10 protein-coding genes are annotated in these 12,126 nt (G+C 44.1%); 7 read left to right on the top strand and 3 right to left on the bottom strand.

The window, feature by feature from the left end; translation table 11 throughout:
• Positions 1-3: 3 nt before the first annotated feature.
• Positions 4-327, bottom strand: a complete 324-nt coding sequence (locus tag K9F62_11110; protein ID UJX39279.1) for a helix-turn-helix domain-containing protein — start codon at positions 325-327, stop codon at positions 4-6.
• A gap of 147 nt (positions 328-474) precedes the next feature.
• Here K9F62_11110 and K9F62_11105 point away from each other — a divergent pair, with 147 nt between their 5' ends.
• Genes K9F62_11105 through K9F62_11095 form a run of 3 tightly spaced genes read left to right on the top strand, consistent with a single transcriptional unit; the run spans position 475 to position 1,640 of the window.
• A complete protein-coding gene (locus tag K9F62_11105; GenBank protein UJX39278.1) occupies positions 475-777 on the top strand; it encodes a hypothetical protein in 303 nt (100 codons plus the stop codon).
• Position 778: 1 nt separating this feature from the next.
• Entirely contained in the window at positions 779-1,288 is a 510-nt protein-coding gene (locus K9F62_11100) for a hypothetical protein (protein UJX39277.1), read from the top strand.
• A gap of 28 nt (positions 1,289-1,316) precedes the next feature.
• Positions 1,317-1,640 (top strand): hypothetical protein, encoded by a 324-nt coding sequence (locus tag K9F62_11095; protein UJX39276.1) that lies wholly within the window; start codon positions 1,317-1,319, stop codon positions 1,638-1,640.
• A 326-nt stretch (positions 1,641-1,966) separates the two neighbouring features.
• Here the strand turns inward: K9F62_11095 and K9F62_11090 are convergent, their stop codons facing one another.
• Positions 1,967-3,721: a sigma 54-interacting transcriptional regulator gene (locus K9F62_11090; GenBank protein UJX39275.1), complete on the bottom strand. Its 1,755-nt coding sequence runs from the start codon at positions 3,719-3,721 to the stop codon at positions 1,967-1,969.
• A gap of 437 nt (positions 3,722-4,158) precedes the next feature.
• Here K9F62_11090 and K9F62_11085 point away from each other — a divergent pair, with 437 nt between their 5' ends.
• Both K9F62_11085 and K9F62_11080 read left to right on the top strand, forming a co-directional pair.
• Positions 4,159-5,349: a hypothetical protein gene (locus tag K9F62_11085; protein UJX39274.1), complete on the top strand. Its 1,191-nt coding sequence runs from the start codon at positions 4,159-4,161 to the stop codon at positions 5,347-5,349.
• 62 nt (positions 5,350-5,411) lie between these two features.
• Positions 5,412-6,308 (top strand): hypothetical protein, encoded by an 897-nt coding sequence (locus K9F62_11080; protein UJX39273.1) that lies wholly within the window; start codon positions 5,412-5,414, stop codon positions 6,306-6,308.
• Positions 6,309-7,439: 1,131 nt separating this feature from the next.
• Here K9F62_11080 and K9F62_11075 read toward each other — a convergent pair.
• The gene (locus K9F62_11075) at positions 7,440-9,446 is read right to left on the bottom strand and encodes an AAA family ATPase (protein UJX39272.1); all 2,007 of its coding nucleotides are present in this window, start codon (positions 9,444-9,446) and stop codon (positions 7,440-7,442) included.
• Between the two features lie 1,284 nt (positions 9,447-10,730).
• Here K9F62_11075 and K9F62_11070 point away from each other — a divergent pair.
• Together K9F62_11070 and K9F62_11065 are read left to right on the top strand one after the other, a co-directional pair.
• Positions 10,731-11,108 (top strand): hypothetical protein, encoded by a 378-nt coding sequence (locus K9F62_11070; GenBank protein UJX39271.1) that lies wholly within the window; start codon positions 10,731-10,733, stop codon positions 11,106-11,108.
• 391 nt (positions 11,109-11,499) lie between these two features.
• Complete coding sequence (locus K9F62_11065) at positions 11,500-12,057, top strand: tyrosine-type recombinase/integrase (GenBank protein ID UJX39270.1); 558 nt, start codon at positions 11,500-11,502, stop codon at positions 12,055-12,057.
• Positions 12,058-12,126: the final 69 nt, after the last annotated feature.

Below are 12,126 nucleotides of genomic sequence, written 5' to 3'. Positions count from 1 at the left end.
CCGCTACCGGAACAGGGTCTGGGCCATGCTGAAAAAGGTACGCAACCGATCATCATCCGCTGATTCAATCTGCCGGATCAGGATCGCTTTGAGCTCATCCGGTGCCAACCGGAACTCTTCCAAACTGAACAGTTCCGCCATGGGGATGTCCAGGGCCTTGGACAGCTGCTCGATGCTGGTCAGGGACGGATTGCGCCGGCCCCGTTCAATCTCTCCAATGTACTGGAGGGATAGACCGGACAGGTCAGCCAGTTTTTCCTGGGTGATGTCTCTGGCTCGACGTATCGATTTGATTTTCTTCCCGAAAAGGTCTTGTACGCTGTCCATGCCATTCCTCCGCTAGCGTAGAGGATATGGCAATGATTCTGGTTACATAACAAATGATCGGCTGGTTAATTTGCAAATTATAGCAACTAAAGTTATTAATAGCTCTAGCCGAAAACAATCTTAACCAGGAAAAGCACGAGGTTTGCCATGAAAACCAGGTTGATCGGTGCCGTCGCTGTCGCGCTTGCCCTCCTCTCCCCTGCCACGGGACTGACTGACGACAAAATCAAGTACAGCCAATGCCTGAATACGTTCAAGGAAAAGGATGGGATACAGACAGGAACGATTGTCAAAATGGCGACTGGCGAAGTCTTTGAAACTCTAGGAAGCGCTTTCAGCTACGACAAAGACCTCAACAGTCCCTTATGCACGATCATCAAGGACAGACGCCACTACTATTTACTCGTCAGCGGTGTTGGAAGGAAGATTCTGGTTCGGAGGCTGAACTAAAATGAACAGAGTTGTTGTTTGTTTGCTTATCCTACTGGTGTTGCCGTTACCCTGTTTTGCTCAAAGAAGCACGGAACCGTTGAACTTTCGTGGAATCGAATGGGACACCTACTACTCTGCGATTCCTGGAATGACCAAGCAATACTCAAGGGATGAGAAGATCGATGTTTTCAAGAAATCCGGTGACGAGATGACCATCGGTGAGTGCAAACTAGACACTTTAACTTACGAAGGCTTCAACGGAAGAATTTACAAAGTAAATATGACTTTTTCTTCCTGCAATCCTGGACAAGTTTTTAATATGTTCAAGCAAAAGTATGGAGAATGTACTTCTGTAGAAGATTCTTTGGAGCAATATATAGGGACTTGGAATTGGAAACGTGTAAAATTGGTTTTCTTTATTGACGTGGATTCTTCTGCTTCTGAGATTACGTATACGTACAAGATAACGGAGAGAGAGTACGAGACGTGCTTGAAAGAGAAAGCTGGAGCGAAGAAGGACCAGTTTTAACGGCAAAAATAACGCTGAAGTGAAATCTATGAAAAACAAGCCTGCCCGTAGCGAACTCTTCCTTGCGATTTATCCGAACTCGCAACTCGAAAATATCCGCGAAGCAATAGCGATCTCTGGAGCGGAGATTGTCATTGAAAATGTGGCGTATGATATCAACGGGGAGTTCATCCCAGACAGCTTTACTATTTATAGAAAAACAGTAGACGCTAATATCGCTGGTTTTGGTGATGCATACGCGCACATTATAGGGGCTGATCTTCCCCGTGGTCCCATCGATACATCGAAATTGCCGAAAACGACTCCGGGCCTGAAGGAGGTACTTAGTAAAATCCATTTTGACGAAGAATAACGGCAAATTGCGTCCAGAGGGGTTCGACATGTCACGCAGCAATTCTATACGATTTTCAGATGGAATCGCCACGATGCGCTTTGAGATAAGTGGTGGAAAATTTCCAGAAAATAGCTATTTTTTGCCAGTTAGTGGTAAACGGAAAAGTCTTACCCCAGGACTTTGAGCACCCGCAGTCGAAAACTGGGGCTGAAGTGGGAAGTAAGAAATCACAAAAGAACGAGATGGAGTACAGTTTTAATCAAGAGCAAATAACACAATAAATCCACAAAAACAGTATACTATTCCCATTAACATACTGGCAATGTTGATTTTTTATCACAATTTCAGTCATTTTTTACTTGGCTATATTTTTTCATCCTAAATCTAAATGTTGATTCATTAAGCCCAGCAGCTTCACTTGCTTTTTTATCAGTTTTAAATTGATCCTTCAAAAAAGTATAATACTCGCCCAAAAGCTGCCGCTCTGTCTTGATGACAAAGTCCTCATTTATTTCATCAACGCGCTTGAAGTCAGAAGGCAACAGCTCAACATCGAACATTTTATCGTCATAATTTGTCAAGACATCGACATACGATCTCCAATTCGCAGCATAATCATCACCCTCGACTGATGGCCTATAAGCAGATGATTCCGTCGCAAAATCAAGCGCGTCAAAAAGAAATTTTTTAACAACTTCAGCCTGAGAGGCAAAAGAACGATTTCTCCTATACGTTGAATTTATATATACTTTTTTACTTCCAAATATATTCTCAGAATTTTTCTCGTTTTTCAAAAAAAATAAACACAGACATTTTAACATGTTACCGATATTTTCAATACGGCTATTATCAACGACTTCGTAGAAACCATCCAAATCTTCTATGCTATCTGTTTCAAGTTCAATCACATCTGCCAGTTTTTCATAATAATTATCCCAAAAACCCATTTCAAATTTTTCTTTTTTGTGATTATAAAATGGCATCTTACACGAAAATATAGTTCTTTTAAATTGTTTTCTTTCTCCTTGATCATCAACCTGAAAAGTCGGATGCTTTTTGGCATAAGTACTTACAGCTATGCACTTATCATGCTTCAAAGCTTCTTTTTCCGAATCAAAATAATACGGAAACTGCAATCCGTATTCTCTAATTTTTTTATTGAAGCCCAAGAGATCAAAATCACTCTTTTCCAATTGCGCAGCAAAATTATTAAGAATTGAATTGGCAAAAGCTGTTTGCCGTTCATCTTCTGGGAAAGTTATCATCCTATTATTAAGTTCCACGGTTATTTCCTCATCAAACATAAACTTTTCAGTCTCCAAAGCTGAATCTTCATCAGACATAGGAAATTCTGGACTGCACCACCAAGAGAATTCCCCGAGTTCAGCCTCCTCATGCTGAAGGCAATTTAACCTGATAAATGAAATCACCCTTTCTAATTCCCTAACATTCCCAGGCCAGTTATGAGAAAGTAAACGCATTACAAATAACGGAGTCAGCTTAGAAGCTATGTATTTATATTTCAGCAATATATAATAAATCAAATCCAGTCTTCTTTCATACAAAGGAGGGATAAATACTGGAAAAAATCTATACCAAAAGTCATTCCTAAAATCTTTTTTCTGTCTATTTGTTGTACCTATTATCTTAACAAAAGAATGATTAATTTTGCTCGAACCAACTTTACGATACTCATTTTCTTCAATAAAAATCAAAAGCTTAGCCTGCAACTCTTTCGGAATTTCTCCAATTCCATCTAGTATTAGAAGACCTCCCTTGGCTGCTTCAACAATACCTTTTTCATCATTTACTGCCCCTGTGAACGCGCCCTTAACATACCCAAACAGCTCAGAATCTATAAGGTTCTTCTCAAAGGAAGCACAATTTAATCTGATCACTTCTTTCGATGGATTTTTATTCAAAAAAATTTGCTTTGCAGCTTCAATAAACATCCCCTTCCCGACTCCTGAATCACCAATAATTAATAACGGCCTGTTCATTACAGGGTCATCATTTGTTAAATATGCCTTTGCTATCTGAAGATAATACGTAAATACTTCCATTAAACCGGGGAGAACGAACCATTCTTTATTATTCATCACGATAACCCCGTCAATATGAAAAAGATTATAACGAAAAAACACTCTGCAAAAAAATCTTCAATTTAAGCAGATTAAGCAACAAAGATTGACAAATCGCCAACTGCCAATTTCGGGGATGGGAATTACCCGATTGTCAACCTCCAAGTCGAACCCAATTCCATACCAAGCCAACTCCCGAGTTAATTTTCGCAGTATATTCCGAAAATCGCAATATATTATTCCTGCATTTATAAAATTGCCAAGCAGAAGGTGACTTTTCTAACAAAATAAATAAACTATATTAGGATGTTATCGTTCCATCCAGTCATTGGCATGATGCTCGCTATATGTCTGGCATGCGAACGGAGGAAGCCAGATACAACGGCAACGTGACATCGAGAAAATTAGGCTCCTCTAGACTCAAATCCGATGTCCAAAATACACAGGAGCATTGTATGGAAACCAACACGCATCAATCTGTAGGTAATACTGGAGGGACCGGTGGCCCTGGTCTCCCCGGTGGTCCGGTCAATCCCTTCAAAACGACCGACAGCACGCCCTTTTCGATTGACGACCTCAACAACGAGGTCCGTAATGAACGCATTAACATGTTCATGGGCATGACCGGCGGCGTCGGCCTGCCGGGTGACCTCCAATACAACGAACAGGGCGAGGTGATTTCCTCTGTCTCCCCGGAAGTCGAAGAGCAGTTGGTCAAGCTCGCCCGTGATAAGATCGACAAGATGGACCTCGATGAGCTCAAAACCCTCATCGTTGAAAACAACCGCGAACTGGTCGACACCTTGAACAAGGTCCACGCTCACAACGGGAACCGCGCTTACACGATCGGTCGGGCACTTCTGCGAGTCCAGTACTTGACCGACAGCGCCAACCTCAAAAGCGGTTTTTCGACTTGGATGAAGGAAAACCTGGATCGGCGCACGTTGAGCAAGCGTACCTGTCAGAAGTACATGGATATCGCTCGAATGGCAGATGTTCTGGATTACTTGCCGCTCGGGATCGAGAAGTTGGCGGCTCTCAGCCCGATCCTGAAGCAGATGGAAGGGCTGAACCCCACTGCTCCCATCCGTGATTTCACCGAGAAGCTCGGAGTGAACCTGAATGACTGCCAGGACGTCGAAGCGATGCGTTTTGAAATCGGCGTCGGTATGGGTATGGCTAAGCTGCGCCATCATGGGTTCACGAACTTTCCCAAGGAGCTTGTCCGCAAGTTCATGGAAAGCGGCTTCGAACTGAACAAGAAGGACTTCGACGCGATGAAGGTCGCTAAGGAATCCGGCGGCTCTCCCACGAAGTACCTTGAAAATATCATTAAATTCAACAAGCGTCCCGACGCTTCCCACACTGGCGGAGCTTCCACTCCTCCCAAGAACCTGATGGAGCAGGCTCAGGAAATCCGCGACACTGTGAGCAAGCTCCTTAAGGAGCCCACGATCAAGGGAGACATCAACGTCGACCGTATCGACGCCCTTATCCAGGATCTGGAAGCTCTGAAGTCTCGACTGAAGTCCTCCAGCAATCAGAGGGTTGAATCGACCACCATGGATACGCCGTCCGAAACCGGGTCTTCCATGATCCCGCCCACCGCGACGGATACGCCTGAGACAGCTTCCGCTGCTGAATAACCGGTAACAACAATGCGCCCCTTGACCGAAAGGTTGGGGGGCGCTGACTCAAGGAGAATATTATGCTACTCCACATATCTTCCCCCACGGTCAAGCAAGTCCTGGCGTTTCACGCACTGTACCCCGACTGGCCACTGAATGTTCTGCTCTCCTATGCTATCGAGCAGCATTTCCAAGAGTTTCAGGAGCTGTATCGTAAAAACATCTGTAGTCTTATACTTGATTCTGGTGCTTATACCTTAAATAAAAGTTCCTGGGCAAAGCGACCTAAGGATATCCTTCGCGGGTATGCCAACTTCAGCGAATTCTCGTCGAAGTATTACGATTTCATTTTCAACCTGGATGAAGATTTCACGTTGCACGGTTACGACGTCAACATGTTCAACCAGATCGAACTTGAAGAAGCGAACCTTGATCCCGTCCCCGTTGTCCACAACCTCGACAATGATGAACCGGACCGCTTCATTGACCTCGGCTATGACTTGGTCGCAATTGGCCAGTGCGAAGGTGGCCGGCCGTTCAAGAAACTGAAGCGCGTTGTCAACAAGTTCTACGAAAATAACATCAAGGTCCACCTGTTCGGTGTCACGGAAATAGAACTGTTGGACAAGTTGCCTATCTGGAGCTGTGATTCAAGCTCCTGGGCACAATATGTTAAGTACGGGCAGGTCATGTGGTGGAACTCGGAGCTTGTTGACTGGAATCCCATGGAAGTTCTCTACTTCCCCAAACGCCAGGTGGAGCATGACGCCAGCAGGGGAAGCAACTATTGGGATTACATTTATCAGGAGCAGTTCGACCATTACATCGAAAAGAATCTCGGCCTCACCGTTGATCATCTCCTGGGCAGTAACAAAGAGTATTATCGAGGGTTGGTAAACATCTTATTCTTCAAGGAGATGGAACGCTACATCACGGAGCGTCACGAGAACGTCCACGGCTTCTTCTTCGATGAATAAGCTGGGATGAAATACCCAGTGGGGAAAGGGCAGTCAGCAACGGCTGCCCTTTTTGTTTCAATAAAAACTTGTAAAATTAGTATTTTATAAAATGCAGGTTCCTGCACTTTTCGCAGTGACGCTAAAAACCGAGAAAATTTGATGGAAATTCAGACCAAATCACTGTGACCAGGACCAGGGGCAGTCGACACCCAGATCGAGAAATTGTCTCAGGATAACGGAGCGATTTAAGCAGATTGGCAGAAGCGCCCCACTTTCTACCCGGCGGCATCGTCACTAGTAGTCATCAGCATGGGCTCCCCATAGGCTGGCTCAGACATCATCCCCATCTGCGTGGCCAGCTGCGACCACTCCCCAGCTTCCCCTGGATCGTCCACGAGACAGGCCTGGTCCTCCCCGGTCAGCATACGTCATTACCTGAGGCAGAGAAAAAGAGAATAAACAGAAAAGGCTCGGCTACCCCTCTTCCCTCGCATTTGACATAAAAAACAGTGTGCAAATAATATCTATAACATCTCCATCGACAGCAAAAGCTCTATCAACCCACGTCGCCAACCACAGCGAATAGATCAATTACAAATTTTATAACCAATGATTAATTTCCATAGGTTGAAAAGTTTTTAAGGACAAGCTCCTGCACGCTATATGGTTTAGATATAGATTCAGTAGTTACACAGACATTGACGGCAATTGTCTGCTCTGTCTCATTTGCAAGCGAAAGCATTTTTACACAGATTTTTGCAAAACTTTTTAAACTTAGCAAATTCCATATCTTTAAAAAAACTCTTTTCAAATTGGAGAAAGATAAGCAAAGTTTGTTTTAAAAGTTGCTGAAAGTTTCTTTCGTTCCTTTAGCAGGAAAAGTTTCTGCTTCTTCAACATTGCTAAACTATTGTGAGACAGGAGGGGGTGCGTTTAGCAACCCCCCTCTAATATATAACCAAATTTTTGCAGTTGAACCTGAAAGATTTTAATGGGTTACAGTTGCAAACCGCAAACTTGCAGTTGCAGCTGAAAAACAGCAGTAACAAATTAAAATCTTTAGATTTTTTGTTGCAAGTTGAAATTTTGTCGAAAGTTGCAACCGTTGCAACCCAACAAATCTTGCAGGTGGATTGTCAGTATAATGGGTTAAAGCTGATAGGATATCGATCCTCTTGTTCCAGGGATGGCCTTAACAGCGCTTTTATTAACGGCATCTGTGATGTACTTAACAGCCGTCACAGCGGTAATACTTCCAGCAGGATTTTCTGCTTTGTAAACATTAACGACTTCATTCTTCAGCACCGTTTGAGTTTGAGCAACTCCATTCAAATTTTGTAAAGCTTTTATAACATAGTAAGTAGTATCATTTTTCCCACTAGATTGACCTGAAGAAGTTGATGGGGTAAATCTCAAATTTTGCATCTCAAGCACAGCATCATCGTTCAACATAAAGTTTCTTGCTTTTTTGTGGATGAATTTGAATTTCTTGTCTTTTTCTTTATATTCGAGTTCCCAGGTGTTAGGAGACCAATCACCGATAGCACTTGCACCTCGCCCACCACCAACGCCTCTTTCTTGCTTAAATTTCCCATGGTGATGTATGATCAACGGCGAGATTTTGAGACTTTCACAAAATTCTGAAAAATTGTCTAAAAGCCTACGCATCTCGTCATTTGAATTTTCATCTTTATCATGAAAACTTATAAGCGGGTCTACGATGAGAATATCGAATCCTATCACGCCATGCTGCTTTTTGATTATATCTTGAAATTGTTTACTATCAATATCGCCAGAAGCCCTAATGTCATTTCTTCTACCGAGAAAGAAAAGCTTCTGCTGAATAACATCATCTGGGATAGCGTAAGCGCTGCGTATAAGTTCAAGCCTCCGTCGCATTCCAACCAAAGAATTTTCAGATTGCACAAAAAGAACACGATGTCCGCCATGAAGCACTTTAAATTTGTCCAAGAACCCATTGACTGGAGGGAAAACAAGATCCATGGCAATTTGTAATGTCAGGACTGACTTGCCAGCCCCACCATACCCAGTGATCAGCAACGGTTCATCTTTTGGCCAAAAATTATCTATAAGAAACTCAAAGCTTGTTTGCGCCGTTAAGACTTCAAACGCATTGACAATTCCATACTCAGAATCAGAAGAAGAACTGCTCGCTCCAGAAGAGAAACCGAGTTGCATATTTACCCCTATAGGATTTTGGGCAATAATTTGTTTCGCTCGTTCAATTTCACGCTCAAACCACTTTGGATTTTCTCTTGCTTTTTCTCCAATGGGATAGCTTTGATAAATAGCTTTTATTGTCGATTCATCAACATTGGCATTGAGCAACCCCAAAAGAACGGACCAAGATGGTTCAGACCTTTGCCCATGAGGAAAAGTTGTGAGGATTTTCTGTTTAGTGTCATCTGACAGATCCAAATTAGACAAAAAACTATCTACAGGAGCAATCTCCAGAATCTGTTTCTTGCTTATACTGTCGAGATGGCTTTGTTCGTCGTCATCTTTCTTGCCGCCATTGGACTTTTTGCTCATTTCCAAGAGCCATAACGGCGCGGGCGCAATGGGAGCCATTTCAGCAAAGATATAGGGCTTTCGTGTCTCTGGATGCAACGAACCAGGACAAAGAACTTGGCCACCGATGCCACGGATGTCGAAGATTCCCTTTACTGAACGGCAAAAATATTGTTCATCCCCGGATGGATACTGGAAATAGTAATGAAATCGCTCACCGTGGCCGCCAGTTCTCACCTTCAAGGTCACGGGCAGCGAATCATCTGGATGATGCTCTTGCATCCATACGTCAAACAGATGGGGATTATCGACATCGAGCACCAGGACACCACTGGCTGGGCCACAAGCGATGCCCGCACGGTCGGTGCTGCAATCCGTTCGGTCAAAGGGGCGCTTCTCGTGACACCACCGATTCCAACCTTTCTCGATCGGAGCTTTGTACTTCTTGGCCGCTTTGGCCAGCGAACCGTGCTCCTCGATCTCGGCCTGAGTCGGAAATCGGTCACGGAGAGGGATGAGGGAAAGTGTCTGGGCCAGATACGCAAAAATCCTGAGACGACCGTCAGCGTCAAGTTGATCGGCCTGCTGGACCAGTCGGCAAATTTCGTCCCAGGTGGAGTCCATAGTGATTCCAGCAGGTTTTTAGCACAGCGAATTTCCGCCCTCAACCACTCCCCGGTTCGTTTGTCAGCGAGAGGCAGACCGATCCGCTTCTTCGACTCCGTCACTATTGCTGCAACTCGTAGAGATATTAATACCTGGCAAATAAACTATAGAAAAGTAACTTTGCAATTTACTCAACGCCATGGGCGCTTTGTAGATTTTAAATCCAGTCCTAGCAAATTCGCTGGGAGCTGTCCCCTCTTGAAGAGACAGCAAGTCAAAAAATACACGTTTCTTGGGATACTATGGGATTGATCGCAGCGATGCTCCTCGAATCATATCTCCCCAAGAACGACCTACTTGTTATGGAGCAATCCAGACAAGGGAGAGGTTGCGACGGAAGCTAGCCCGTATGTATCAAAGATGCAGAAGTCGTGGTGGCCCATATTGCCGGACGAGGTTCATGGCAAACCGAAGTTCGTTGATCAAAATATTGATCTTCGCACAGCATGACAGATCAAGTGGAATCATGCTTTGGAATATGGATGCGATTAGACATGGGATGGCTTCAACGGATTGAAATTGACCAAAGGAAACCCTTATGGGAAAATTCTTATGGAGACGGAGAGCTTGATTTCCACAAGGGCGACTGAAGTTTGTAAGAGACAATCGATTGGTATTCGATGTATCAGGTAAATTAAAATTTGAAATGATCTATAGAAATATTGCCACTTATAAAAACTTAACCCCGCTGTTTCCGAGTAGCTCAGCATCATTAAAAGCTGCTTAAACTTTCTAGACAACCTTGATACATCGAATACCGATTGACGTAGCCGTATGTGGGAAAACCACTTGTACGGTTGCAACAGAGTGCTAGGGCCGGTAACGGTTCCTTTCGACTCTTAGAGCCATGTGTCCATCTGAAGAAATTCGGATGGATCGTGACTCTGTAAAATGCAAAGTAGGTTCTTTACACAGGCCTTCACTCAGTGAGGGCCTTTTTCTTGTTCGAACGGCAAAATCCTTGCGACAATCTGCCCATCTCCTGCTCCAGCCACGAAACCGGTCCTGGGACACCCCCTGTAAAATCCCTTCTCCTGCGCGTTCGGGGCTCGTCCTATGGTTTGTGTCCCCCGACAGCAAAAACCCCGGAAACGGGCTCCTCCTGCCAATTTACGAATTCCACCCCAGAAACACGAGAAATTTGATGCATTTTAACCCCGAAAATGCGCGTTTTTCCGCGTTTTTCAGCAATTCGTAGAGATATATACTGTAAAATAACATTTCTATGCAAACGGAGCCGTTATGGGAGTCAAGAATGGTAATTCAACTGACGTTTCGGACGGGAAGGCGAAGAAGAAGATCGAATCGAAGTACGATCCGAAGACTCTTCGTAGCCTTGTCAAAGAAGGTCTGGATGCTCCTACGATAATGGAGCGCATGAACATCAAGCACAAGCAGACGCTCAAGCAGTACCTTCTGAAACTCATCAGCACGGATCGCGTGCTCTACGACGTGAAGGGATTGTACCTGAAGGACTCGAAGCGGCCGAAGGTGAAACAGGGCATCCTGAAGATTAACCTCAAGGCCCACGATCTCGGTGATCTCGAAGTCAACGAAAACGACGAGTTTTCGCTCGAGGTCAGCGACGGGAAAATCATCTTGACCAAGATTCTCCCATAACACTCCAACTGAAATGTCATGCGGATTCGTCTGCGTGGCATTTCTTCTTTTTTAACGCGAATAATGCCACTGTACTTTTTTGGGAATGAAAAGACTTCGCCTATACTGACGTAATCTTAGACAAAATCTGTCAGATAGACAGCGCACGATTCTTCGCAAGTTATTTGCGATTTTAGCCACAAAACTACAGATATAATAATTCAGAAATACGTTTTAATGAACTAGGGCAAAGAACGGTTTTACCCAATAACGTAAATTGGCCCGAGCAAAATCAAGAACTGCAAGAACTATAAGCGGTTATCTTGCACTTTTCAAGGCCCAGTGTGAAGGGGGCAATTTTCAATGTTTCTTTCCGGCCTCCTAAAATTGAAAAACCCAATTGGAGGATTTTATGAAGGTCGAGCCAATAACTAGCGCACGTGACATCAGGAGCATAAAAAAGCTCTTGTCGGATCAACCTCGCAACAAATTGTTGTTCATCATGGGGATCAACACTGGACTCCGGGTACAGGACATCCTTGTACTCAGAATATCGGATGTAAAACACGTCAATGTCGGTGATCGCATTGTCATTCGTGAAAAAAAGACGGGCAAAGAGAACGTTTTCATGATCAACAAGGAAATCAAGGAGGCACTTGATGAGTACTTGAAGACCATCGAGCCCAAGGATGAACTGTTTCTGTTCAAGAGTCGAAAGGGTAAGAACAGTCCTTTAACCACATACGCAGTAACAATGTATGTGCAGCAATGGTGCGATGCGATCAATTTACATATCAATGCCGGGGCTCACACCTTGAGGAAGACCTTCTGTTACCATCAAAGAAAGACTCACGGCACTTCGTGGGAAGTTATAGCAAAAAGGCTCAATCATAGCAGCCCGAGCATCACACGAAGATACCTAGGCGTGAAGGAGGAAGAAGTCGAAGAAATTTTGCTAAAATCGATCTAAGCTTTAACAAGGGGATTTACCTCCCCTTTATTTGAATCCCTTTCTCTCCTGGATTTCTCTTACGCATTC

The sequence above is a fragment of the Desulfovibrio sp. JY genome (genome assembly GCA_021730285.1).
Taxonomy (GTDB): domain Bacteria; phylum Desulfobacterota; class Desulfovibrionia; order Desulfovibrionales; family Desulfovibrionaceae; genus Solidesulfovibrio.
The sequence above is the reverse complement of the archived record's forward strand: the minus strand, read 5'-3'. Positions and strand labels throughout refer to the sequence as shown.

What these genes read in the sequence shown, in the direction of transcription:
- K9F62_11070 (UJX39271.1), top strand. Translation starts at nt 10,731, where the DNA reads ATGGGAGTCAAGAATGGTAATTCAACTGACGTTTCGGACGGGAAGGCG.
- K9F62_11075 (UJX39272.1), bottom strand. Translation starts at nt 9,446, where the DNA reads ATGGACTCCACCTGGGACGAAATTTGCCGACTGGTCCAGCAGGCCGAT.
- K9F62_11105 (UJX39278.1), top strand. Translation starts at nt 475, where the DNA reads ATGAAAACCAGGTTGATCGGTGCCGTCGCTGTCGCGCTTGCCCTCCTC.
- K9F62_11085 (UJX39274.1), top strand. Translation starts at nt 4,159, where the DNA reads ATGGAAACCAACACGCATCAATCTGTAGGTAATACTGGAGGGACCGGT.
- K9F62_11080 (UJX39273.1), top strand. Translation starts at nt 5,412, where the DNA reads ATGCTACTCCACATATCTTCCCCCACGGTCAAGCAAGTCCTGGCGTTT.
- K9F62_11090 (UJX39275.1), bottom strand. Translation starts at nt 3,721, where the DNA reads ATGAATAATAAAGAATGGTTCGTTCTCCCCGGTTTAATGGAAGTATTT.
- K9F62_11095 (UJX39276.1), top strand. Translation starts at nt 1,317, where the DNA reads ATGAAAAACAAGCCTGCCCGTAGCGAACTCTTCCTTGCGATTTATCCG.
- K9F62_11065 (UJX39270.1), top strand. Translation starts at nt 11,500, where the DNA reads ATGAAGGTCGAGCCAATAACTAGCGCACGTGACATCAGGAGCATAAAA.
- K9F62_11110 (UJX39279.1), bottom strand. Translation starts at nt 327, where the DNA reads ATGGACAGCGTACAAGACCTTTTCGGGAAGAAAATCAAATCGATACGT.
- K9F62_11100 (UJX39277.1), top strand. Translation starts at nt 779, where the DNA reads ATGAACAGAGTTGTTGTTTGTTTGCTTATCCTACTGGTGTTGCCGTTA.